The organism is Actinoplanes teichomyceticus ATCC 31121 (assembly GCF_003711105.1).
GTDB classification, from domain to species: domain Bacteria; phylum Actinomycetota; class Actinomycetes; order Mycobacteriales; family Micromonosporaceae; genus Actinoplanes; species Actinoplanes teichomyceticus.
Window position 1 is genome coordinate 7,013,893 of record NZ_CP023865.1, and the last position, 24,571, is coordinate 7,038,463.

The following is a 24,571-nucleotide window of genomic DNA, read 5'->3' on the forward strand; positions in this document are numbered from 1 at the left end:
GCGCGGCGGCGCGCGTGGCCGGTGCCACGCCGGTACGCCCGCGGGCTGCGAGCGCCCGGGGTGTCAGCATCCGGCTCATCGGCGCCGGTCCGGGGCGGGATGGCATCCCACCCGCGCCCGGAGCGGGCACCACGTCGTCCGGCCATCGCGGCCTACCGGATCAGAAGTCGACCGGCGGCAGCTCGGGGCCACCGGCGGCGTCCCCGCTGGTCTGCCCGACGCCGAGCTTCTCCAGGATCTTCTTCTCGATCTCGGCGGCCACGTCGGGGTTCTCCTTGAGGAACTCCCGCGCCTTCTCCTTGCCCTGGCCCAGCTGGTCGCCGTCATACGTGTACCAGGCGCCGGACTTGCGGATGATGCTCTGCTCGACACCGACGTCGATGAGCGAGCCCTCGCGGGAGATGCCCTTGCCATACATGATGTCGAACTCGGCCTGCTTGAACGGCGCCGCGACCTTGTTCTTCACGACCTTGACCCGGGTGCGGTTGCCGACGACGTCGGTGCCGTCCTTCAGGCTCTCGATACGGCGCACGTCGAGCCGGACCGACGCGTAGAACTTCAGCGCGCGACCACCGGTCGTGGTCTCCGGCGAGCCGAACATCACGCCGATCTTCTCGCGGAGCTGGTTGATGAAGATCGCGGTGGTGCCGGTGTTGTTCAGCACGCCGGTGATCTTGCGAAGCGCCTGGCTCATCAGGCGGGCCTGCAGACCGACGTGGCTGTCGCCCATCTCGCCCTCGATCTCGGCACGCGGCACCAGGGCGGCGACCGAGTCGATGACGATGATGTCCAGAGCGCCCGAGCGGATCAGCATGTCCGCGATCTCCAGCGCCTGCTCACCGGTGTCCGGCTGGGAGACCAGCAGGGCGTCGGTGTCGACGCCGAGGGCGCGGGCATACTCCGGGTCCAGGGCGTGCTCCGCGTCGATGAACGCGGCGACGCCGCCGGCCTTCTGCGCGTTCGCCACGGCGTGCAGGGCGACCGTGGTCTTACCGCTGGACTCCGGGCCGTAGACCTCGATGACCCGGCCGCGCGGCAGACCACCGACACCCAGCGCCACGTCGAGGGCGATCGAGCTGGTCGGGATGACGGCGGTCTGCACCACCGGCCGCTCCCCGAGCCGCATCACGGAGCCCTTGCCGAACTGCTTGTCGATCTGTGCCAGCGCCAGTTCGAGCGCCTTTTCCCGGTCCGGTCCTGCCACCATTGCCGCCACCCCTGTATTCGACTTCGCGTTCTTCGCCACGGCCGACACGGTATGCGGTGGGTCTGACAAAAATCCTCCGCCCTACCGAGAGCTGTGGATGGCCGAGCCGCTGTGGACAATAGCCGAACACTTGTACGACATCGAGCGACACGCCAGAACAAGCGTACGAAAGACGACTCAGCGCAGCCGGGAGGGCACTCGATCGGGGTATGCGGCCACTACGGCACGCCAGATCGTAGCGGTCTCGACACCCTGCGCAATGGCCTGATCGATGGTGCGCCCGCCCAGATCGGCGAAGGCGTGATCGGCCGCGATGCTGCGGGCATACCCCGCGCCGAACGCCTGCTCCAGGCGACCCCAGAAGTCCGTCAATCGCACGTCATGAGCCTACCCACGCGGACCTCCCGCGACTCGTTCCGCAATGGCGGGCGCGCTCGCCGGAATCAGTTTGTGATGTGCGGCACGCGGCATCGCCGACAGTACGCGGAATGCCCTTGGCGACATATTCGGCACCGCGCGGGGCCTTTGCCGGGTGCCGGGCGCCCGGACGACCGCGCGGCACCCGTTCACCGGACGAGTCAGGCGGCGAGGGCGGCGGCCGCCACCTTCAGGTCGTCGACCAGGCCCCGGTAGGCGGCGTCACGGTCGTCCGCACGCAGGACCGCCGACGGGTGGATGGTGGCCAACGCCTGGATCTCGGTCACCGGGAAGTCCTCCGGATGCTCGGCCGAAGCGGGCCAGGGCATGAGCTGCCCGCGGGACCGGGTCACCCGGAAGGACGGGCCCAGCAGCGCCTTGCCCGCGGTCGCTCCGAGGAGAACCACGATCTGCGGCTTCAACAGCGCGAACTCGGAGACCAGCCAGGGTCGGCAGGCGGTGATGTGCGCCGGTCCGGGCGTCTGGTGGATGCGCCTGCTCCCACGCGGCTCGAAGCGGAAGTGCTTCACGGCATTGGTGATGTAGAGATCGGCGGGGTCGATGCCGGCGTCGTCCACGGCATCCCGCAGCAGGCGGCCGGCCGGGCCGACGAACGGCAGGCCCTTCTGATCCTCGACGTCACCGGGCTGCTCACCGACGAAGACGATCTTCGCGTGCGGCGCTCCCCGGCCGAAGACGGTCTGCGTCGCGTTCTCGTAGAGCTCGCAGCCCCGGCATCCGGCGGCGGCCTCCTTGAGCTCGTCGATGCTGTGCGGCCGCGGCGGCACCCATTGCTGCGCACCGGCCGGTGCTCCGGTCCCTGGCATGCCTCCGTTCTACCCGGGAAGCCTGCCGTCACGCCGACCGGGCCCACTCTCCCGGGGGACGACCGTTCCGGCGGTCGTACCGGAAAGGGGGCCGTGTCGAGGAACGGCCCGATGCGTACGGACGATCCCGGCCTCATCGCGTCAGCGCGGCCGGCGCGGCCGGATGGACCACCGCCGCCACGGCCGTGACCAGCTCGGGAAGGTCCGGCTCGGCGAGCGGGCTGATGGTGATCCGGATGCCGGGTGGCGAGTTGACCCGGAACAGCGCGCCGGGCGCCACCGCGTAACCGGCGTCGCGCAGGGCGGCGATCGCGTGGGTCTCGTCGGGGACCGGCACCCAGACGTTGATCCCGGTGGCGCCGAAGGCCGGCACCCCTCGCGCCCGGAGCATGTCACGCAGGGCGCCACGGCGAGCGGTGTACGACCGGGCGGCCGCCGCGACCAGCTCGGTCACCCCAGGATCGCGCCAGAGCCGCAGGAGCAGCCGCTGGGACAGGGTGGAGACCCAGCCCATGCCGATCCGCATCCGGCCGGCGACCCGGGCGATCGTCGTCTCGTCGCCGGCCAGCACGGCGATGCGCAGGTCCGGGCCGAACGGTTTCGAGGCGGACCGGACGAACGCCCACCACCGGGTCACCGGGCCGACGCAGTGCGGTGGCTCCTCGGCCAGCTCGGCGGCGTGGTCGTCCTCCACCAGCAGGACCTCGGGATGCCGGGCGAACAGGTCACGCAGGGCGACCGCCCGGCCGGCGCCCACCGCCGCGCCGGTCGGGTTCTGCGCGCGCACGGTGACGACCACGGCACGGACCCCGGCCCGCAGCGCGGCGGCCAGCGACTCGGGGTCGGGGCCCTCCTGGTCCACCCCCACGGGCACCGGCCGCATCCCCAGAGCGGCGATCAGATCCAGCAGGTTGGCCCAGCCCGGATCCTCGACGGCGACCGCGTCGCCCGGCTTCAGATGGGCGATCAGCAGGCGCTCGATCGAGTCCAGCGTGCCGGCGGTGACGGCGATCGTCGCGTCACCGACCGGAACGCCCTCGGCGAGCAGACGGGGCCGAGCCGCCTCGATCAGCTCCGGCATGGCCATCGCCGACGCATACCCCTGCGGCGCGCCGATCTGCGCGGCGACCGCCCGCAGAGCCGGAGCCAGCGGCGGCAGGAAGCGCGGGTCCGGCTCGCCGGCGGAGAGGTCGAGGAGGCCCTCCGGAACCGGGGGGCGCAGAGCGGACCGGGAGAGGGCCACCGGCGGGCGGGAACGGACCCGCGTGCCACGCCGGCCGCCCGTCTCGACCACGCCGCGTTGCCGCAGCTCCTGGTACGCCTTGGCGACCGTGGCGGGACTGACGTGCAGCGCGCCGGCCAGCACCCGAACCGGCGGGAGGGCGGCGCCGAAGGCCCAGTCGCCGCGCACCACGCCGGCCTCGATGCTCGCCGAAATCGCAGCGGCGGTCTCGCCGGTCACCTGATATTGTTCTGCCACAGCGACGATTCTGTACTAGTACAACTGACTGCGCAAGTGACCCGCCGCCAGCAGGGAGGGCCCCCGATGACCGACGTCTACGCCACCACCGACCGGACCACCCCGCACCGGACACGTCAGCGCATGCACTACGAGCGGGACAGGGCACACGCCATCCTCGACGAGGCGTACGACTGCTCGGTCGCCTTCGTGGTCGACGGCGAGCCGCGCGCACTGCCGACCCTGCACGTCCGCGTCGGCGAGACGCTCTACCTGCACGGCTCCACCGGTGGCCGGATGGCCCTCGCGGCCCGCGCCGACGGCATCCCGGTCTGCGTGAGCGTGACGCTGCTCGACGGCCTGGTGTACGGCCGCTCACAGTTCCACCACAGCGCCAACTACCGCTCGGTGGTCGCTCACGGCGTCGCGCGCCCGGTCACCGACCCGGCCGAGAAGGCGGAGGCCATGCACGCCCTGGTGGAGAAGGTCGGCGCCGGGCGGGCCGCGGACAGCCGCCCACCCACCAGACAGGAGATGGCCCAGACCAGCGTGCTCGCGCTGCCACTGGTGGAGGTGTCGGCCCGGGTCCGGACGGGTGGCGTGCTGGACGACCCCGCGGATCTCGACCTGCCGCACTGGGCCGGGGTGCTCCCGATCCGGCGGGTCGCCGGCCCGCCGGAGACCGAACCCGGCGTTCCGGTGCCGCCTCCGGCATACCTTCCCGGACGCACGTCGACCGAGTGGCAGACCCCGGTGCTCATGGAGGGCCGCCATGTCCGGCTGGAGCCGCTGTCGCCGTCACACGCGCCCGGGTTGTTCGAGGCGCTGGACGACGAGGAGGTCTGGCGGCACATCCCGACGCCGCGGGCCCGCACGCCGGAGGACACGGCCGCCGACATCGCGGAGGTGATCCGCGGGCAGTGGCGCGGTGACCGGGCCGGGTGGGCCCAGGTCCACCCGGTCACCGGCGCGGTGATGGGGATGACGACGTACCACGACGTCGACCCGCAACGGCGGGCGGTCGGGATCGGGCACACCATGCTCGGCCGCCGGTGGTGGCGGACCGGGGTGAACACCGAGGCGAAGCTGATGCTGCTGGAGCGGGCTTTCGACGTGCTCGGCGCGGCCAAGGTGTTCTGGTACACCGACATCCGCAACGAGCGGTCCCAGCGGGCGATCGCGCGGCTCGGCGCCAGCCGGGACGGGCTGCTGCGCAGGCAGCGGCTGCGGCCGGACGGCTCGTGGCGGGACACCGTGGTGTTCGCGATGACGGCCAACGAGTGGCCGGCCGCGGCTCAGCGCCTGCGGGATCGCCTGGCGGCCGTTTGATCGGGCGGGGAGACGTGACGCTTGCCCGGCCTCACCGGTTCTTGGACCTGGTGGCGGACGCGGTCGGGCCATCGGTGTAGAAGGTGCTCCGGATCATCTGGATCTTGCTGAATTCGGCCGCCCAGGTCGCTTCGGTGGTGGACCAGCCGAGTGCGTAGGCACGGCCGCCCGCCGAGAACCATCGGGTGGTCGCGCGGCGCAGGATCCCGGTATCGCCGCGGTAGCGGTACTCCCAGTCGGCGGCCTTGTGCAGCAGCGTCACCGGCGCGATGGCGATCAGCGCGTAGTCACGTACCCGGCCCGTCTGCCGTAAGCGGCGCTCCTCGGCGCGACACCCTCGCAGCGGATCGGTGCGCGCCTGGCGGCCCACGTCCAGGCTCAGCACCCGGGGGCCGCCCGGCTCCCGGAAGCAGTAGGTGGCACCGATCCGCTGGTACGTCCAGCCGTCCGGGACCGGGATGTGGAAGCCGCTCCCGTCGGTGAAGTAGGACCAGCCGGCCTGCAACGCCCAGCCGTTGACGCCGCGGGCCGCGCGGTCCCTCGGGGCGACCGGGACGTCGTCGGGTGGTGGCACGTCGCAGACGATCGGCGAGAAGCCGGCAGTTCGCGGCGAAAGGGGGGTGACCGGCGACGCCTGGGACGGCGACGCGGCCGGTGTCTGCACCATCCGCGGAGCGGAGTCGTCCCGCCCGATCAGGTGGACGCCGAGGAGGCTGCCGCCCAGCACGACGATCAGCACCAGCCCCGCGATGATCAGCCGGGATCGGAGCCGGGCGGGCAGGCGCGGGCGACCCGACCAGCACGCTGGGGGCACCCGGTTCCCCACCGGCCGGCCGGAATGCGGGGTCCGCTGAGCGGGGATCACGTGCAGCACCGCCTGATTTCCGCGGCGGAGCGCCGGGGTGGTGGCGGGCTCGCCGGCCGCGGCGGGTGCGCGGTTGAGACGACGGTGAGACGGCTCCGCGGCACGGTTGCCCTCCTTGCCCCGGCGACCGCCGGCAACGTAGTGGGTGCCGCTCGCGGCATTCGCGGGAGCGTACGAGAGGAGGCCGCCGTCAACGGGACCGTCGCCGCTGGCAGCGGTCGCGGAGCCGGCATCGCCGTCATAGGGATGATCGACGTAGGTGAAGCTGCCCTCGATGTAGTCGTTGCCGATCTCAGCGCTGGTGACATGCCGGCTGGTGTAGGTGCGGCCGGTGGGGTACGTGACAGCTCGGCCCTGTCCCGCACCGGGGTTCGACGGCTCGCCGCTACCGGCAGGCGTCCAGCCGGATGCGCTGTCGCGGGGTTCCGCTCCGGGCGACCGGGGTCCCGCCCGGAGCGACCAGCGAGCGGAGTCGGTGGTTTCCTCGGTGTGGCGTGCGCCCGGGTCGGCACTCGGTGACAGCACCTCTACCGGGAACGTGGTGCCGGTGGGAGAACCGGTTCCCACCGCGCGCGGGTCATCGGCAGAGGCACGAACATCGGCCGTGGACGTGTCGCCGCCGGAAGCGGTGGCATCGGGTGCGGGAGGAAGCGCATAGCGGGCAGCCGCGGCCCCGAACGTGGAGGCGCTGTTCCCCGACTCGCTGCCGCCCGGGAACGCCGGAAACCGCGACACAGCAGCGTCGGAGCGCAACGCACCGTCATTCCCGGACGCGGAACCAGCCGCCGAGACAGGCCCGTCTCCCGACTCGCTGCCGCCCGGGAACGCCGGATCCGCCGACAGGGCGGCGTTGACGCCGTACCCGTCGTCCGGAGCCGCGGGATCGATCGACGTTGCCGGGTGACTCGCCGGCGGCGCGGAACCGGTAGCCGGATACGCCGGTGACGGCGAGGTCCCGGCCCGGAAATCCAGAGCGGCCAACTCGCCGGTGTCCGGCACGCCACCGGCGAGAAGGACGGTGTCGGCCAGAGGGTCGCCACCGGCGCCATCCGCGGGGCGGCGCGGGGTGCCGGACGCAGCCGTCCCGGAAACGGATGCAACGGCCGGGCCGACCGCAGCGCTCCCCTGATCGATTCCGGCCAGTCCCGATGTGTTGTCGTCACCCCGCGCCTCCCGGCGCGGCGCTACGCGGCCTCGGATCGGAACCCGGGCGCTGCCCACCGCCGGAGCCGCGGTATCCGCCGCTGCGGCACCGCTCGGCCGCTCCCCCGCGGCGCTGCCGACGGTCGTGCCGCCCGAGCGGTCCGCACCACCCGCGGCCGGGCCGCCACGGTCCGCCGCATCACTCACGACCGCATCTCCGGCGCGGCTGACCGCGCGCACCGCATCACTCACGACCTCTTCATCGACACGATGAGCCGGGCCAGCCGCACCACCCCCGGCCGGTTCATCGACACCGGACGCCGCACCGGCCGCACCACCCTCGACCGAATCACCGACACGACCGCTCGCCCGCACCGCATCACTCAGGACGGGATCGGAAGCCGGAGGCGCCGCACCGGCCGCTTCGTTCACGACCGTTTCGCGGGCACGCGGCGCCGCACCAGCCGCTTGGTTCAGGACGGCTTCCCCGGCACGAGGCGCCCCACCGGCCGCTTCACTCACGACGGCTTCGCCGGCACGACGCGCCGCACCAGCCGCTTCGACGGTTTCGCCGGCGCGGTCCGCATCGCTCGCGGGCTCATCACCGGCACGACCGGCCTCGGAGCCCGCATCGCTCGCGGGCTCATCACCGGCACGACCGGCCCCGGGACCCGCATCGCTGGCCACCGGATCGCCGCGCACCCCATCACGGGCGACCCGGCCGCCGGCCCGGTCCGCCCCGCGCGTCGCGCCGCCCCCGCCCGGGTGCGGCTCGGCGGCCGCTCCCCGGCGCCGCTGGGCGGGAATGACCGGCTCGGCGGCCTCGACCACGGCCCGGAGCTGCCGTTCCGCCTCGTCCGCCGTCAGGCGCGCCTCGGGCTCGTACCGAAGGAGGCCCACCAGGATCGGGCCGAGAGGCCCGGCCCGCACCGGCGGGTCGGGGGGCTCGGTGGCCAGCGCGGCGAGCGTCGCCATCGCGCTGTCCCGGGCGTACGGCGACTGGCCCTCGACCGTCGCGTACAGCGTCGCCCCGAACGACCACATGTCGCACTCCACGGTGGACGCGCCGTTCAGGGCCCGCTCCGGTGACACGTACTGCGGGGAGCCGACGATCAGTCCGGGCGTGGTCACCATGCCGTCCCCGACGAAGGTGGCCAGACCGAAATCGGTCAGCAGCACCCGTCCATCGGATCCGATCAGGACGTTGTGCGGCTTGACGTCGCGATGCAGCACACCGGCCTCGTGGGCGGCGGTGAGCGCGGACAGCACGGCGAGGCCGATCCGGGCCGCCTCCACCGGCAGGTACGGCCCGCGGGTGGTGAGCACCTGGTAGAGCGACCGGGACGCGACGTATTCCATCACGATCCAGGACAGGCCCTCGTCGTGGAGCACGTCGTAGACCCGGACCACGTGCGGATGTGTCAGCCGGGCCGCGCTACGTGCCTCGCGCAGGGTCCGGCTGTGCAGCCGGTCCTTCTCGGCGTCGCTCATCCAGTCCGGCGGGACGATCTCCTTGATCGCCACGTCCCGATCCAACATCTGATCCCGGGCCAGCCAGACCCGACCCATCCCACCTGCGCCGACCGGTTCCAGAAGACGGTACCGGCCCGCGACGAGCATCTGCCTGACCGCCATCGGCACCTACCCATCGTGTCGGCTATCAGGGTAATCACGCACAGACCGCCCACGGAACGCCGATCACCCGGGCCCCGCGTGGGGCTCGGCGCCGATTTCTGTCGTACCCCCGCGAGAGGATGGGTGACGTGCCAGAGGTGCTTGAGAAGTTCGGTCCGGCCACCCGGGAGTGGTTCACGGCCGCCTTCGCCGCGCCCACCGCCGCCCAGGACGGCGCGTGGCGGGCGATCGGCGCCGGCCGGCACGCGCTCGTGGTCGCGCCCACCGGTTCCGGCAAGACGTTGGCCGCCTTCCTCTGGTCACTCGACCGGCTCGCCGGCGAGCCGGTCCCGGAGGAGCCCCGCCGGCGCTGCCGGGTGCTCTACGTGAGCCCGCTGAAAGCGCTCGCGGTCGACGTCGAACGCAACCTGCGAGCGCCGCTCACCGGCATCCGCCAGGCGGCGGGCCGGCTCGGGCTGCCGCCGCCGGAGATCACGGTCGGGATGCGTACGGGGGACACCCCGGCCGACGAGCGACGCGGGTTCGCCCGCACCCCGCCGGACATCCTGATCACCACCCCCGAATCCCTGTTCCTGCTGCTCACATCGGCGGCACGGGAGTCGCTGCGCGGGGTCGAGACGGTGATCATCGACGAGGTGCACGCGGTCGCGGCCACCAAGCGGGGCGCGCACCTGGCCCTGTCCCTGGAGCGCCTGGACGCGCTGCTGGAGCGCCCGGCGCAGCGGATCGGCCTGTCCGCGACGGTACGCCCGATCGAGGAGACCGCGCGGTTCCTCGGCGGCTCGCAGCACGTCGAGATCGTCCGGCCGCGCAGCGCCAAGACGATCGAGGTCTCCGTCGAGGTGCCGGTGGAGGACATGACCCGGCTGGGCGAGGCCGCGCAGCCGGAGGATCCGGAGGGCGGGCGCAGCACGCCGTCGATCTGGCCGGCGGTCGAGGAGCGGGTGCTCGACCTGATCGAGGCGCACCGCTCGACGATCGTGTTCACCAATTCGCGGCGCGGCGCCGAGCGGCTCTGCGCCCGCCTCAACGAACTGTCCGCGGAGCGCGCGGAGGCCGCCCATCTCAACCAGCTGTCCGCGGAACGCGCGGAGGCCGCCCACCTCAACCAGCTCTCCGCGGAACGCGCGGAGGCCGCCCGCCTCCGCACCGAACCCAACCGACCGCCGACCGGACGGGCGGAGGCCGGCTACCTCGACCAACCGTCCGCGGAACCGGCCGAAGCCGACCACCTCGACCAACCGTCCGCGGAACCGGCCGAAGCCGACCACCTCGACGGACCGTCCGCAGGACCACCCGGCACCGCCCGGCCCGGTGACCAGCTCGCACGGTTCACCGGCGCCCCGGGACCCGACGCGGCCGTTCCGGACGGCCGGGACACCGCCTCGGGGCTGCCGGCGCCCGGCGTGCAGGGCTCCGGCCGTACCCGGAAGGGAACCGACGCCGCCGGATTCCCGGCGGCGATGCGCGGGAGCGGCGCCGGCGGCATGCCGGCGGCCGTCATGGCACAGGCCGGCGCGTCGCTCGGCGCGCCGGGGGTGGTCGCCCGGGCCCACCACGGCAGCGTCTCCCGGGAGGAGCGCAAGCAGATCGAGGAGGCGCTGAAATCGGGCCGGCTGCCGGCCGTGGTCGCCACCTCCAGCCTGGAGCTGGGCATCGACATGGGCGCGGTCGATCTGGTGGTGCAGATCGAGGCCCCGCCGACGGTGGCGGCCGGACTGCAGCGGATCGGCCGGGCCGGGCACCAGGTGGGCGCGGTGTCGCGCGGGGTGGTGTTTCCCAAGCACCGCGGTGACCTGCTGTCCTGCGCGGTGGTCGCGGAGCGGATGGCCGAGGGCGCGATCGAGGAGCTGCGGTACCCGCGCAATCCGCTCGACGTGCTGGCCCAGCACGTGGTCGCGATGGTGGCGCTGGACGCCTGGCCGGTCGACGAGCTGGCCGCGCTGGTCCGGCGGGCCGCGCCGTTCGCCGAGCTGCCGGAGTCGGCGCTGCACGCGGTGCTCGACATGCTCTCCGGGCGGTATCCGTCGACCGCCTTCGCGGAGCTGCGGCCCCGCCTGGTCTGGGATCGCGGCACCGACCTGCTGACCGGGCGGCCGGGCGCCCAGCGGCTGGCCGTGACCAGCGGCGGCACCATCCCGGACCGCGGAATGTTCGGCGTGTTCCTGGCCGGCTCCGAACGCGCGTCGCGGGTCGGTGAGCTGGACGAGGAGATGGTCTACGAGTCGCGGGTGGGTGACGTCTTCCTGCTCGGCTCGACCTCCTGGCGGATCGAGGAGATCACCCCGGACCGGGTGCTGGTCTCGCCCGCGCCCGGCGCCCCGGCCCGGATGCCGTTCTGGAAAGGCGACTCACCGGGCCGGCCGATCGAGCTGGGCCGGGCCATCGGAGCGCGGCTGCGCGCGCTGGCCCGGGCCGGGGACGAGCCGGCCGTCGCCGTGCTGCGCGAGTCCGGGCTGGACGAGTGGGCCGCCGGGAACCTGGTGAGCTACCTGCGCGAGCAGCGGGAATCCACCCGGCACCTGCCGGACGACCGGACGGTCGTGGTGGAGCGGTTCCGCGACGAGCTCGGCGACTGGCGGATGACCGTGCACTGCGTGCTCGGCGCCCGGGTGAACGCGCCGTGGGCGCTCGCGATCGCCCGCCGGCTCAACGAGCGCTACGGCGTGGACGGGCAGGTGATGCCCTCCGACGACGGCATCGTGGTCCGGCTGCCGGACACCGCGGAGGAGCCGCCCGGCGCCGACCTGGTGGCCTTCGACGCCGACGAGATCGCCCAGCTCGTCGAGGAGTCGGTGGGCACGTCGGCGCTGTTCGCCTCCCGGTTCCGCGAGTGCGCGGCCCGGTCGCTGCTGCTGCCGCGCCGGGATCCGCGTCGCCGCCAGCCGCTCTGGCAGCAGCGCCAGCGGTCGGCGCAGTTGCTCGACGTGGCACGCGAGTTCGCCGACTTCCCCGTGACGCTGGAGGCGGCCCGCGAGTGCCTGCAGGACGTCTTCGACGTCCCCGGCCTGGTCGGCCTGATGCGGGAGATCGCCGGGCGCAAGGTCCGGCTGGTCGAGGCGGAGACCCCGCGCCCGTCGCCGTTCGCCCGATCGCTGCTGTTCGGATACGTCGGCGCTTTCCTGTACGAGGGGGACGCGCCCCTGGCCGAGCGGCGGGCCGCCGCGCTGACCCTGGACGCGACCCTGCTCGGCGAGCTGCTCGGCCGGGTCGACCTGCGCGAGCTGCTCGACCCGGCGGTGGTGACCGAGACCGAGGCCCAGCTGCAGTGGCGGACCGCGCAGCGCAGCCCCCGCGACGCGGAGGACGCCGCCGAGCTGCTCCGGCTGCTCGGTGACCTGTCCACCGCCGAGCTGGCCGACCGGGGCGTGCCCGAGGACTGGGTGCGCACGCTGGAGTCGGCGCGTCGGGCGATCCGGGTGCGGGTGGCGGGCGAGGAACGCTGGATCGGGATCGACGACGCGGGACGCTATCGGGACGCGCTCGGCGTGGCCCTGCCGGTCGGCATCGCCGAGGCGTACCTGGAACCGGTCGCCGACCCGCTCGGTGACCTGGTCGCGCGCTACGCCCGGACCCACGGGCCGTTCCTGGCGATGACCTGCGCCGCCCGCTTCGGGCTGGGCGTGTTCGTGGTCGAGCAGGCGCTCAAGCGGCTGAGCGGCACCGGCCGGGTGACCTCCGGCGAATTCTCCCCGGACGGCGCGGGCACCGAGTGGTGCGACGCCGAGGTGCTGCGCATGCTGCGGCGGCGTTCCCTGGCCGCGCTGCGCCGGGAGATCGAGCCGGTGCCGCCGAAGGCGCTGGCCGCGTTCCTGCCCCGGTGGCATCAGGTGGGCGGCAACGCCCGCGGCGTGGACGCGCTGGCCGCGGCGATCGAGCAGGTGCAGGGCGTGCCGGTGCCGGCCTCGGCGTGGGAGCGGCTGGTGCTGCCGGCCCGGGTGGCCGACTACACGCCACCGCAGCTGGACGAGTTGTGCGCCGGCGGCGAGGTGCTGTGGGCGGGGTCCGGCTCGATCTCCGGCGGGGACGGCTGGGTGACCCTGGCGTACGCGGACAGCGCGCCCCTGCTGCTTCCGCCGCCGGACGAGGAGTTCGCGGCGACCCCGGCGCACCGGGCCGTGCTGGACGCGCTCGGCGACGGGCAGGCGCTGTTCTTCCGCTCGCTCGCCGACCGGGTGGGCTCGACCGACGACACCGAGCTGGCCGCGACGGTGTGGGATCTGGTCTGGGCCGGCCACCTGACGAACGACACGTTCGCGCCGTTGCGGGCGCTGCTCGGCGGGAGTGGGGCGCACCGGGCGAAGGCCGCGCCGGCCCGGACCCGTTACCGGCGGCCGGGGCGGCCCAGCCTGCCGTCCCGGAGCGGCCCGCCCACCATGGCCGGGCGCTGGTCCCGCCTGCCGGACCGGGATCCGGACCCGACCCGCCGCGCGGCCGCGCTCGCCGACCTGCTGCTGGAGCGGCACGGTGTGGTGACCCGGGGCGCGGTGATGGCGGAGGGCGTGACCGGCGGCTTCGCCGCGGTCTACCCGGTGCTCAGCGCGCTGGAGGAGCGCGGCGCGGCACGCCGCGGCTACTTCGTGGAAGGCCTCGGTGCGGCGCAGTTCGCGGTGCCGGGAGCGGTGGATCGGTTGCGGGCCCTCGCCGAGCCGGCGGAGCTTGCCCGGCGTACGGGTGCCGGCGCGCTGGTGCTGGCCGCGGCGGACCCGGCCAATCCGTACGGGGCGGCGCTGCCCTGGCCGGAACGGATCGTGGACAGCGGCGATGGCGAGCCGGTGGCCAAGGCCGGGCACCGGGCCGGGCGCAAGGCCGGGGCGCTGGTCGTGCTGGTCGAGGGCGATCTGGTGCTCTACGTGGAACGGGGCGGGCGGACCCTGCTGTCGTTCGCCGACGACTCGGAGGCGCTGACGGCGGCCGGTCAGGCGCTGGCGGCCGCGGTGCGCTCCGGGGCGCTGGGCGCGCTGTCGGTGGAGCGGGCCGACGGCGAGTCGGTGCACGCGTCGCCGCTGCGGGACGCGCTCACGGCGGCCGGGTTCCGGGCGACGCCACGCGGTCTGCGCCTGCGCGGCTGAGGGACGTCAGCGGCGCGGGTGTGTGGGGCGCTCCGGTGGCGTCCGCAGCTGTCCGGCCGGTCCAGCCCGGCGAGCGACGCGACGGCCACCGGCCCACCCCGGCGAGCGACGCGACGGCCACCGGTCCAGCCCGGCAAGCGACGCGACGGCCACCGGCCCACCCCGGCAACAGCGGCCGTCGCCCGAGGCGGCCGCTGTTGCCGGGAACAGGGGTCAGAGCTGGGGCAGGATCTCCGAGGCGACCAGGTTCACGTGGTCGATGTCGGAGCAGTCCAGCGTCTGCAGGAAGAGGCGGGAGGCGCCGGCTTCGGCGTACCGGTTGATCGTCTCCACCGCCTCGGCGGGCGTGCCGACGATGCCGCCGTTCTCCCGCATCTCCTCGACCTCGCGGCCGATGGTCGCGGCCCGGCGGCGCACCTCGGCGTCGTCGCGGCCGACGCAGAGCACCGCCGCGGCGCTGAACGCGGGGGGCTCGGCGCGGCCCACGGCGGCGCTGGCCGCGCGGACCCTTTCGAACTGGGCCGGGATGTCCTCGATCTTGGCGAACGGGACGTTGAACTCGGACGCGAAGCGGGCCGCCAGATCCGGCGTGCGCTTCTTGCCGTGTCCGCCGACGATCACCGGCACCGGGGACTGGACCGGCTTGGGGAGCGCCGGCGAGTCGTTGAGCTGGTAGTACTTGCCGTCGAACTGGAAGGTCGAGCCGACCGGCGTCTTCCACAGCCCGGTGATGATCTCCAGCTGCTCCTCGAGCCGGTCGAAGCGCTCGCCGAGGGCGGGGAACGGGATGCCGTACGCCTTGTGCTCGGCGTCGAACCAGCCGCCGCCGAGACCGAACTCGATCCGCCCGCCGCTCATCGCGTCCACCTGGGCGACCGCGATGGCCAGCGGCCCGGGGAGCCGGAACGTCGCCGAGCTGACCAGCGTGCCGAGCCGGATCCGGGACGTCTGCACGGCGAGCGCGGCCAGGGTGATCCAGGCGTCGGTGGGTCCGGGCAGGCCGGACACGTCGCCCATCTTGACGTAGTGGTCGGAACGGAAGAATCCGTCGAAGCCGCCGTCCTCGGCGGCCTTGGCCACCCGCAGCAGGTCGTCGTGGCTGGCGCCCTGCTGGGGTTCGGTGAAGATCACGAGACGCATGTGATCAACCCTGCCAGATCGCACCGGCACGTCTGCCCCACATCCGGCAGTTACGTTGGCCACCACCAGGACCACGGCCACACCGCCGGCAAGGACGGCCGGCGCACCCCGCCACCCCCGCCACGGCGACCGCAACCACCACAACAACCGCCGGCGCCACGACAACGGGGCCACCGCCACCGCCACGACAACTGCCACCGCCACCGCCACGACCACCGCCACCGCCACGACGACGCCCCGCCAGGACACGACCACCGCCACCGCCACGACGACGCCCCGCCAGGACACGACCACCGCCACGACGACGCGCCGCCACGACCGCCCGCCACCGCGCGGCGTGCCCGCCCCGCCTCGCGCGACGGCTGGCAGTAACTTGGCCACCATGGCCGGTTATGGATGGATCAGCTTCACCACCGACTACGGCACCTTCGACGGCTTCGTCGCGGCCTGCCACGGGTCGATCGCGCGGATCGCGCCGGACGTGCGGGTGATCGACGTGACGCATCACGTGCCGCCCGCCGACGTGACCCGGGGGGCGGCCGTGCTGGCGCAGACCGCGCCGCACCTGCCCGCGTCGGTGCATCTCGCGGTGGTCGACCCGGGTGTCGGCACGGCCCGCCGGGGCGTCGTGCTGAGCACGCCGCACGGCCTGCTGACCGGACCGGACAACGGGCTGCTGATCTGGGCGGCGGAGGCCCTCGGCGGCATCAGCGCCGCGTACGAGCTGAGCAACAAGGATTGGACGCTGGGCGACGTGTCACGCACGTTCCACGGGCGCGACGTGTTCGCCCCGGCCGCGGCGCGACTGGCCGCGGGCGCGGATCCGGCCGGGGCCGGCCCGGCGCTGGACCCGGCCTCCCTGGTCCGGCTGCCCGACCCGGTGACCAGCATCGGGGACGGCTGGATCGAGGCCGAGGTGCTGACCGTGGACCGGTTCGGCAACGTGCAGCTGGCCGCCGATGGCACGATGCTCACCGGCCTGGGACCGAACCTGGTGGTGAACGGCACGGTCCGGGCCCGCCGGGGCGGCACGTTCGCCGACGTGAACGCCGGTGAGCTGCTGGTCTACACGGACTCGGCGGACCGGGTGGCGATCGCCGTGAACAACGGCCGCGCGGTGGTCGTGCTCTCCGTCGTGCCCGGCGATGTCGTACGCATCGCGGAACGCCGATAGGCCGCCCCGAGCGGGCACAAAGGAGCCACGTGCCCGCGGAGTGTCCGACCGCGCTCCGGGGTTGTTCCGGCCGCGATTTCCGGGTATTCCCGCCGGCGGAGGACGACCGGATCCGACGAGCGCGGCAGGATGGTGCGTATGCCCGAGGGGGACACTGTCTGGAACACCGCCCGTGTGCTGGAACGCGCCCTCACCGCTGAGGTTCTGACCGGATCGGATTTCCGGGTGCCGCGCCTGGCCACCGCCGACCTGACCGGCTGGACGGTGGCCGAGTCCGCGAGCCGCGGCAAGCACCTGCTGCTCCGGGTGACCCGCGACGGTGAGCAGCCGCACACCCTGCACTCGCATCTGCGGATGGAGGGCGCCTGGCGGGCGTACGCCCCGGGCGAGCGCTGGACCGGCCGCCCGGCGCACCTGATCCGGGTGGTGTTGCGTACCGCCCGCTCGGTGGCGGTCGGTTATCACCTGCACGACCTCGCCCTGGTCCGGACCGCCGAGGAGGACCGCCTGGTCGGGCATCTGGGGCCGGATCTGCTCGGCGACGACTGGGATGCGCGGGAGGCGGCCCGCCGGATCGCCGCCCACCCGGACGCCACCATCGCCGAGGCGCTGCTGGATCAGCGGAATCTGGCCGGGGTCGGCAACCTGTACAAGGCGGAGACGTTGTTCCTGCGTGGCCTGTGGCCGTGGACCCGGGTGGCCGAGGTGGCGGATCTCACCGGGACGGTGGAGCTGGCCCAGCGCCTGGTCGCGTCGAACCGCGGCCGGTGGACCCAGACCACCACCGGCTCGCTGCGCCGGGGCGAGACCAGTTATGTCTACGGTCGCCGGGCGCAACCGTGCCGGCGGTGCGGCACGGCGATCCGGAAGGCGGAGCACTCGCCGCTGCTGGCGGCCACCAGCCGGGCCGAGGGGCGACTCGGCGGCCGGGCCGAGTTGGAGGACCGGATCACGTACTGGTGCCCGCGCTGCCAGCCTGAGCCTGCCGCGGCGCCCCCGAGGTGAACCGGGCGGTCCGGTCCCGCAGCTCGGCGAGGCCCTCGGCGATGCCGCGCAGCCGCTCGGTGGCCTCGATCAGGCCGAAGTACGCCGGGTGCCGGGTGTCCGCCACCGGGTGGCCGTCCTCGGCGACGTAGCTCGCCGCCGCCGCGACCAGCTCCTCGAACGCGGCGACGCCCTCGGTGAACTGCTCGGCGAGCGCCGCGTGCGACTGCTCCAGGGCGGCCCGCTGCCCGGGTTGTCCGAGCGGGATGGCACGCTCCACGCTGGCCACCCGCTGACCGAGGTCGCGCAGCCACTGCTCGGCGGTGGCCGCTTCGAGCGCCGCCGCCTCGCCGGAGCCGGCGAGCCGGCCGGCCAGGCCCAGCATGGTGGCCGACGCCCGGTCCAGCCGGTCCCACGCGTCGGCGATCGCCGAACCGCGCAGCGCATATCGGTTCTTCTGGCGGCGCACCTCGTTCAGCACGGTGCGGCCCACCGGGGACCGTTCCAGGGCCGCGGCGAGCCGCGGGCCGGGCAGGCTCGGCTCGGGGGCCGGCTGGGCGGCCAGCGCCCGGTGGTCGCTCCACCGCCACCAGGCCAGGACCACCGATGCGCCGGCGCCGGCGGCCCAGCCCGCGTCGCCGATGCCGATCCCCGCGTACGGCGTCAGCACGGCCGCCGCCGCGGTCAGTCCGCCACCCAGGACGCTCCATCGCCGCGCCGCCCCGCGCAGCCGCTTGAGCCGGCGGAAGTACCTGGTCCGCTCGTCCACGTCGCGCCCTCCCGCCGTTTCAGGGGATCACTGCTGTCAGCCGGCGGCCGTCGCGTCGCCGCGCTTCTGGTTCATGCTGGCGCGGATCTCGTCCAGCCGGGCCACGCTGGCCGGGTCGGCGGCCGGGGTGCTCTGCTGCTGCCCGACGGCCGGCTGCGCGGCGGCGCCGCCCAGCTTCTCCCCCGCCATGCTGGCGCGGATCTGCTCCAGCCGGGACGAACCGGCCAGGTCCAGACTGGACTTCTGCACCTCGAGCATGCGGCCCTCGACCGAGTTGGAGGCCAGCTCGGCACGGCCCATCGCGTTCGCATACCGCTGCTCGATCTTGTCGCGCACCTGGTCCAGCGACGGGGTGTTGCCCGGCGCGGCGAGCTGCGACATCGATTCCAGCGACTTGGCGACGGTCTCCTGCATCTTGGCCTGTTCGAGCTGGCTGAGCAGGCGGGACCGCTCGGCGATGCGCTGCTGCAGCACCATCGCGTTGTTCTCGACCGCCTTGCGGGCCTGCCCGGCGGCGGCCAGCGCCTGGTCGTGCAGGGTCTTCAGGTCCTCCATCGACTGCTCACCGGAGACGAGCTGAGTGGCGAGCGTCTGGGCGGTCTGCTCGTACTTCTGGGCCTCGGCCTCGTCGCCGGCGGCGCGGGCCCGGTCGGCCAGCACCAGGGCCTGACGGGCCATGCCCTGCAGTTTCTCGACCTCGGACATCTGCCGGGACAGCTTCATCTCGAGCTGCCGCTGGTTGCCGATGACGGCGGCGGCCTGCTGCACGAGCGCCTGGTGCTGTCGCTGGGCGTCCTCGATGGCCTGCTGGATCTGCACCTTCGGGTCGGCGTACTCGTCGATTTTCGCGCCGAAGAGCGCCATCACGTAATGCCAGCCCTTGACGAACGGGTTCGCCATCTCGCGGTATCCCCTCAATGTCGCTCGGTCGGACGCGTCGTGGCCGAGAAGGGTCTCGTCGCTGACGCGAGAACCATCGTGTCAGCCCGACGCCAGCGACGTCACGTGACCTACGGGGTATCTCAGGGTCTCCCCTGGCATCGAGCCTGAGAACGAGGCTACGCCCCCCGGAGTCCCGCGGCGAGGCACACCAGCCCTGGATCGAACGCCGTAGGACCGCACGCCCGGAGCGCAACCCTCACGCACCTCGTCAGCGAAACCCCGTCACCACCACGGATGGCGCCCGTCGATGTCGAACGCCTCGAGAACGACAGGCGAACGTGGTCGTTTTGGAGGCGTTCGGCATCGACTCCGAAGGGACGCAATGCCGCCGAGCGGAGCGAGGCAAAACTATGCAGCGTAGACCACGTCGCGCTGGGATTTGCGAGTCGCGTGCAGGGTCGCCTTCAGCGGCGAGTCCTGGCGCACCGACACCGACACGCTGCCGTCCGTCGCCACCCGGCGCGCCGCCTCGGCGCGGACCGGCTCGGGTGTGGCGGGCTGGCCCTCGACCGGGACGAGCACGCCCTCCATGTTCTCAGCCAGGGACAGAGTGTTGCTGACCTCACCGAGCACCTCGGAGAGGCGGGCGCCGAGCGCGTCGCAGATGGCCGCGAGCAGCTCGCTGGATGCCTCTTTCTGACCGCGCTCGATCTCGGACAGGTAACCCAGGCTGACGTTCGCGGCGGTCGACACCTCGCGCAGCGTGCGGTGCTGTCCCTGCCGGCGCGCACGAAGTGCGTCGCCGATAACCCGGCGTAGCAGGACCATGGCACCTCCTCCTGCGGGCGGGGCCGCCGGCACACGCCGGAGGCTTCCCGCAACCGTACCTGCCGCGAGCGACGGCGACATCCCGCCCCGCCGAATTCCTCGTCCGGCGCGCTCACGGCGTATCCGGACAACCGCCTCAGGACCGGCGATATTCCCTGCTCAGACCGGAGCCGGTTGAGTGCGCAGCATGTCGCTGAGCAATTGCAGGACGGCGGTCACACTTTCGGTACGGACAGCCGCCCGGTTCCCGGTCAGCCGCAATTCGCGCACCTGCGTGCCGGACGGTCCGGCGACCGCCACGTAGACCAGGCCGACCGGCTTGCCGTCCTGCGGCTCCGGGCCGGCGACGCCGGTGGTGGCCACGCCCCAGTCCGCGCCGCAGCGCTCCCGGACGCCCTCCGCGAGCTTGGCGGCGACGTCACCGTCGACCGGGCCGCGCTGGGCGAGCAGATCCTCCGGTACGCCGGCGAGCGTGCCCTTGAGCTCGGTGGCGTAGACCACCATGCCGCCCCGGTACACCGCGCTGACCCCGGGGATCTCGACGATCGTGGCGGCCACCAGCCCGCCGGTCAGCGACTCCGCGGTCGCCAGCGTCTGGTGCCGCTCGACCAGCACGTGCACGGCCGCGGCCGCGGCCACCGACATGTCCACCATGTCCTCCTCACCACTTCAGGAACCGGGGCGGGCGTCCCGTCGCAGCCGCAACGCCTGAACCACGTAATCGAATCCGGTGACCACGGTGACCACCAGCGCGGCGCCCATCAGCCACGCGCCGGCGGCGTCGAGCGGGTCCGGGAAGGGCCAGAGGTACCAGGCGATGGCCGCGGTCTGCAGGCCGGTCTTGAGTTTGCCGCCCCGGGAGGCCGGGATGATGCCGTACCTGATCACCCAGAACCGGAGCGCGGTGACGCCCCACTCGCGGATCAGGATCGCGCCGGTGACCCACCAGGGCACCTGGCCGTAGGCGGAGAGCAGGACCAGCGCGGTGCCGGTGAGCGCCTTGTCCGCGATCGGGTCGGCGACCTTGCCGAACGAGGTGACCAGCTCCCAGCGGCGGGCGATCCAGCCGTCCACGAAGTCGGTGGCCGAGGCCACGCAGAAGGCCAGGCAGGCCCCGACCCGCCAGTCGTGGTCGGTCATTCCGGAGGCGACCACCAGGGCCAGGAAGACCGGGACGAGGATGAGCCGGACCACGGTCAGCGCGTTGGCCGCGTTGTAGAGCGACACCACGCGCGGTGCGGCCACCGGAACCGGCTCGTCGGTCACCGGTCGACCTGCGCGGCCGAGATCATCTCGATCGGCACCGCCAGCAGGTCGACACCCTCGGTGCCGGTGACCCGCGCCCGCACCAGGTCGCCCGGACGCAGCGCGGCCAGGTCGACGCCCTGGTCGCCGGCCACGAGGGTGGTGGAGCCGTCGACCTCGGGGGCCTGGTGCTCGGCCCGGCCCTCGATCTCCCCGTCGTCGGTCGAGTCGACCAGCACCTCGACCAGGTTGCCGATCCGGTCCTCGGCACGCTGCGCGCAGAGCTCCTCGGCGAGCGCGACCACCCGGTCGTACCGTCGCTTGACGGTGGCCGGGCGGACCTTGCCGGGCAGGCCGGCCGCCTCGGTGCCGTCCTCGTCGCTGTAGTCGAAGACGCCGACCGCGTCCAGCCGGGCTTCGGTCAGGAAGCGGACCAGCTCGTCGACGTCCTGCCGGGTCTCGCCGGGGAAGCCGACGATGAAGTTGCTCCGGGCGCCGGCTTCCGGGGCCAGCTTGCGGGCCGAGTCGAGGAGTTCCAGGAAGCGCTCGGTGGAGCCGAAGCGGCGCATCCGGCGCAGCACCGGTTCGCTGGAGTGCTGGAACGACAGGTCGTAGTACGCCGCGACGCCGGGCGTGGTGGCGATCGCCTCGATCAGGCCGGGCCGGGTCTCGGCGGGCTGCAGGTAGCTGGCCCGCACCCGGACGATCCCGTCGACCGCGGCCAGCTGCGGCAGCAGTTTCTCCAGCAGGCGCGGGTCGCCCAGGTCCTTGCCGTACGACGTGCTGTTCTCACTGACCAGCACCAGCTCGCGGACGCCGGTCCTGGCCAGCCATTCCGCCTCGGCCAGCAGCTCCTGCGGGTCGCGGGAGACGAACGCCCCGCGGAACGCCGGGATCGCGCAGAACGCGCACCGCCGGTCACAGCCGCTGGCCAGCTTGAGCGAGGCGACCGGGCCGGAGTCGAGCCGGCGGCGCAGCACCTTGCGCAGGTGGGCCGGGGTGTGCTCGTCGACGGTGGCGTGCCCGGGCACCACCACCTTGCCGGTGTGCCGCTGCACCGGGGTGATCGGGAGCAGCTCGCGGCGGTCACGCGGGGTGTGCGCGTCGAACCGCTCGCCGGCCAGCACGCCGTCGAGCCGGGCGCCGATGTCGGTGTAGTCGTCGAAGCCGAGCACCGCGTCGGCCTCGGGCAGGTTTTCCGCCAGCTCGCGGCCGTACCGCTCGGCCATGCAGCCGGCCGCGACCACCTTGGCCCCGGTGTCGGCGGCGGCGAGCAGCGTGTCGATCGAGTCCTGTTTCGCCTTCTCCACGAAGCCGCAGGTGTTGACGAGCACGACGTCGGCTTTCGCGGCGTCGGTGCCGACCTCCCAGCCCTCGGCGTCGAGGCGGGCGGCGAGCTCCTCCGAGTCGACCTCGTTACGGGCACAGCCCAGGGTCAGCAGGGCGACACGGCGGGAAGAGGGAGTTACAGACACCCGCCAAGGTTACCGGGCGGCGCCGGGACGGCGTTCCCCCGCACGGCCGGTGGCCGGTGCCACCCGGGCCATCTGAACTTCGCACGGCGTTCAGATCGGTCTCATAGGGTGCCCGCTCATGCGAAACCGGCTCGATCGACGTCTCGCCTCGGAGGCGCTCCTCGTCCTGGCTCTGATCGCCGTGGCCGCCCTGGCCCGGTACGCGGGCCGGCACGAGCAGACCGAGGACATGCGGATCTTCACGGCGTGGTACCGGAAGCTGCTGGCGGCGGGCGGATTCGAGGGGCTCGGCAAGGAGATCGGCAACTACAACGCCCCGTTCCTGTACCTGCTCTGGGCCGCCTCGCTGCTGCCCGGCTCGATCACCATCAAGATCAAGCTGGTCTGGACCGCCTTCGACGTCCTGCTCGCCTTCTTCACCTACCGGCTCGCCGCGTTCCGCTGGGGTGTCCGGGCCGGGGTGGCCGGCGCGCTGATCATGGTGCTGTTGCCGACCGTGGTGATCAACGCCTCGTTCTACGGCCAGATGGACGCCATGTGGGCCTCGTTCGCCCTCGGCGGCGTCCACTTCCTGGTGCGCGGGAAGCCCTGGCACTGCGTGGTGTTCTGCACCGTCGCGCTGGCCGTCAAGCCGCAGGGCGTCTTCATCTTCCCGCTGCTGGCCCTGATGGTGCTGGCCGGCTCGATGCGGCTGCTGCCGCTGGTGGCCGCGCCGGTGACCTGGGTGCTGCTGGATCTGCCGGCGATCCTGCTCGGCCGGGACCCGGTCGAGCTGCTCACCATCTACGACCCCGCCCGGCAGTCGGTGCACGTGCCCGCGCTGACCTCGAACGCGCCGTCGGTCTGGACGTTCTTCCCGTTCACCGCGCGGGCCGACACGGTACGCAACCTCGCCTACCTGTTCACCGCGGCCCTGGTGCTCGGGCTCATCTACGTGCTGGTGGCCCGCGGCATCCGGATGGACGCCACCCGGATCGTGACCGCGGCCGCCGCCTTCGCGATCGGGGTGCCGTTCCTCATGCCCGGCATGCACGAGCGGTACTTCTTCCTGGCCGACGTGCTGAGCCTGGTGCTGGCGATCTACCGGCCCCGGCTCTGGTACGTGCCGATGCTGGTGCAGGCCGCGTCGCTGTTGATGTACCAGCCGTTCCTGTTCGGCCGGAACGACAAGATCATCGATCCGATGATCCCGGCCGGGTTCATGCTGGCCGCACTGGTCGTGACGGTCCACACCCTTGTCCGGGACGTGTTCGGAGCGCCGGCCGGAGCGCCCGAGCCGGCGGCGCCCGAGCCGGCGGCGCAGGAACCGGCGGCGCAGGAACCGGCGGCGCAGGAACCGGCGGCCGGCGGGGACCCGGAGCCGGCCGCCCCGGCGCGGGCGGGCGAGTCGCTGGCCGCCAGCCCGGCCTGACCGGGGCGGCCGTTCTAGCGCCAAGGCCGATTGGCAATACGATGGCGGCGTGACGACTTCCGAGGACCTCGACGACCTGGACGCCGTGACCGCCCTCGCCGACGGCGTGCGGCGGCAGGCGTACCGGGTGGTGGCCGGCGGCACCGGGCCACTCGGGCGCGACGAGGTGGCCGAGGCGCTCGGCATCGGCCGCACCCTCGCCGCGTTCCACCTGGACAAGCTCGTCGCCGCCGGGCTGCTGGAGACGTCGTACGCACGCAGGTCGGGCCGGACCGGGCCGGGCGCCGGGCGTCCCGCCAAGCTGTACCGGATCGCCGCGGCGGAGCACGCGGTCAGCGTGCCGCCGCGGTCCTACCGCACCGCCGCCGAGCTGCTCGCCGAGGCGCTGGAGCAGGCCGGCGCCGAGGACGTCCTCTACCGGGTGGCCGAGCGGCACGGCCGGCAGGCCGCCCCCGGCCCGGACGTGACCGAGCTGCTCACCGGCCACGGGTACGCGCCGGCGCCGGACGGCCCGGACCGGATCGAGCTGCGCAACTGCCCGTTCCACCAGCTCGCCGAGCAGTTTCCGCCGGTGATCTGCGGGATGAACCTGGCGATGGTCACCGGCCTGCTGGGCGGGGCCGGGCTGGACGCGCGGTGGACCGCCCGGATGGACGCCGCCCCGGGGCGCTGCTGCGTGACACTTTCTAAAAAGCAATCTGATTGACAT

The 24,571-nt window shown here is 73.5% G+C and carries 18 protein-coding genes; 6 read left to right on the plus strand and 12 right to left on the minus strand.

What is annotated here, in order from left to right:
• Positions 1-160: 160 nt before the first annotated feature.
• The 4 genes from recA to ACTEI_RS30735 all read right to left on the minus strand — a co-directional run bounded on the left by recA (position 161) and on the right by ACTEI_RS30735 (position 3,931).
• Positions 161-1,207 (minus strand): recombinase RecA, encoded by a 1,047-nt coding sequence (gene recA / locus ACTEI_RS30720; protein ID WP_122980834.1) that lies wholly within the window; start codon positions 1,205-1,207, stop codon positions 161-163.
• Positions 1,208-1,384: 177 nt separating this feature from the next.
• Positions 1,385-1,585: a DUF3046 domain-containing protein gene (locus tag ACTEI_RS30725; protein ID WP_122980835.1), complete on the minus strand. Its 201-nt coding sequence runs from the start codon at positions 1,583-1,585 to the stop codon at positions 1,385-1,387.
• 200 nt (positions 1,586-1,785) lie between these two features.
• Positions 1,786-2,451, minus strand: a complete 666-nt coding sequence (locus ACTEI_RS30730) for a UdgX family uracil-DNA binding protein (protein ID WP_122980836.1) — start codon at positions 2,449-2,451, stop codon at positions 1,786-1,788.
• Between the two features lie 133 nt (positions 2,452-2,584).
• The gene (locus ACTEI_RS30735; RefSeq protein ID WP_122980837.1) at positions 2,585-3,931 is read right to left on the minus strand and encodes an aminotransferase class I/II-fold pyridoxal phosphate-dependent enzyme; all 1,347 of its coding nucleotides are present in this window, start codon (positions 3,929-3,931) and stop codon (positions 2,585-2,587) included.
• A gap of 66 nt (positions 3,932-3,997) precedes the next feature.
• Between ACTEI_RS30735 and ACTEI_RS30740 the strand changes: the two genes are divergently transcribed.
• A complete protein-coding gene (locus tag ACTEI_RS30740; RefSeq protein ID WP_122980838.1) occupies positions 3,998-5,239 on the plus strand; it encodes a bifunctional pyridoxamine 5'-phosphate oxidase family protein/GNAT family N-acetyltransferase in 1,242 nt (413 codons plus the stop codon).
• A 31-nt stretch (positions 5,240-5,270) separates the two neighbouring features.
• Here the strand turns inward: ACTEI_RS30740 and ACTEI_RS39460 are convergent, their stop codons facing one another.
• The gene (locus tag ACTEI_RS39460) at positions 5,271-8,882 is read right to left on the minus strand and encodes a protein kinase domain-containing protein (RefSeq protein WP_372443183.1); all 3,612 of its coding nucleotides are present in this window, start codon (positions 8,880-8,882) and stop codon (positions 5,271-5,273) included.
• Positions 8,883-9,010: 128 nt separating this feature from the next.
• On the opposite strand from ACTEI_RS39460, the gene ACTEI_RS30750 reads away from it, so the two are divergent.
• Positions 9,011-13,954 carry an Lhr family helicase gene (locus ACTEI_RS30750; RefSeq protein WP_425321047.1) on the plus strand — a complete coding sequence of 1,648 codons (4,944 nt, stop codon included), beginning with the start codon at positions 9,011-9,013 and terminating at the stop codon, positions 13,952-13,954.
• 213 nt (positions 13,955-14,167) lie between these two features.
• On the opposite strand, the gene ACTEI_RS30755 is transcribed toward ACTEI_RS30750, so the two are convergent.
• Positions 14,168-15,094: an LLM class F420-dependent oxidoreductase gene (locus ACTEI_RS30755; RefSeq protein WP_122980840.1), complete on the minus strand. Its 927-nt coding sequence runs from the start codon at positions 15,092-15,094 to the stop codon at positions 14,168-14,170.
• A 382-nt stretch (positions 15,095-15,476) separates the two neighbouring features.
• Here ACTEI_RS30755 and ACTEI_RS30765 point away from each other — a divergent pair, with 382 nt between their 5' ends.
• Positions 15,477-16,268: an SAM hydrolase/SAM-dependent halogenase family protein gene (locus ACTEI_RS30765; protein WP_122980842.1), complete on the plus strand. Its 792-nt coding sequence runs from the start codon at positions 15,477-15,479 to the stop codon at positions 16,266-16,268.
• A 138-nt stretch (positions 16,269-16,406) separates the two neighbouring features.
• Positions 16,407-17,273, plus strand: coding sequence for a DNA-formamidopyrimidine glycosylase family protein (locus tag ACTEI_RS30770; protein ID WP_122980843.1), 867 nt, complete (start codon positions 16,407-16,409; stop codon positions 17,271-17,273).
• On the opposite strand, the gene pspM is transcribed toward ACTEI_RS30770, so the two are convergent.
• From pspM to rimO, 6 genes are all read right to left on the minus strand, one after another.
• Positions 17,218-18,021 carry a phage shock envelope stress response protein PspM gene (gene pspM / locus ACTEI_RS30775; protein ID WP_122980844.1) on the minus strand — a complete coding sequence of 268 codons (804 nt, stop codon included), beginning with the start codon at positions 18,019-18,021 and terminating at the stop codon, positions 17,218-17,220. The two genes, ACTEI_RS30770 and pspM, sit on opposite strands and share 56 nt — an antisense overlap.
• A gap of 36 nt (positions 18,022-18,057) precedes the next feature.
• Complete coding sequence (locus tag ACTEI_RS30780; protein ID WP_122980845.1) at positions 18,058-18,921, minus strand: PspA/IM30 family protein; 864 nt, start codon at positions 18,919-18,921, stop codon at positions 18,058-18,060.
• Positions 18,922-19,311: 390 nt separating this feature from the next.
• Positions 19,312-19,731, minus strand: coding sequence for a helix-turn-helix domain-containing protein (locus ACTEI_RS30785; RefSeq protein ID WP_122980846.1), 420 nt, complete (start codon positions 19,729-19,731; stop codon positions 19,312-19,314).
• Between the two features lie 159 nt (positions 19,732-19,890).
• On the minus strand, positions 19,891-20,385 hold the full coding sequence (locus ACTEI_RS30790; protein WP_122980847.1) for a CinA family protein: 495 nt from the start codon (positions 20,383-20,385) through the stop codon (positions 19,891-19,893).
• A gap of 15 nt (positions 20,386-20,400) precedes the next feature.
• On the minus strand, positions 20,401-20,997 hold the full coding sequence (gene pgsA, locus ACTEI_RS30795) for a CDP-diacylglycerol--glycerol-3-phosphate 3-phosphatidyltransferase (RefSeq protein WP_122980848.1): 597 nt from the start codon (positions 20,995-20,997) through the stop codon (positions 20,401-20,403).
• Positions 20,994-22,451 (minus strand): 30S ribosomal protein S12 methylthiotransferase RimO, encoded by a 1,458-nt coding sequence (gene rimO / locus ACTEI_RS30800; protein ID WP_122980849.1) that lies wholly within the window; start codon positions 22,449-22,451, stop codon positions 20,994-20,996. Before rimO ends, pgsA begins: the two co-directional genes overlap by 4 nt.
• A gap of 118 nt (positions 22,452-22,569) precedes the next feature.
• On the opposite strand from rimO, the gene ACTEI_RS37515 reads away from it, so the two are divergent.
• Positions 22,570-23,862, plus strand: coding sequence for a hypothetical protein (locus ACTEI_RS37515; protein WP_145830753.1), 1,293 nt, complete (start codon positions 22,570-22,572; stop codon positions 23,860-23,862).
• A 49-nt stretch (positions 23,863-23,911) separates the two neighbouring features.
• Entirely contained in the window at positions 23,912-24,568 is a 657-nt protein-coding gene (locus ACTEI_RS30810) for a helix-turn-helix transcriptional regulator (protein WP_122980850.1), read from the plus strand.
• The last annotated feature ends 3 nt before the right edge of the window (positions 24,569-24,571 follow it).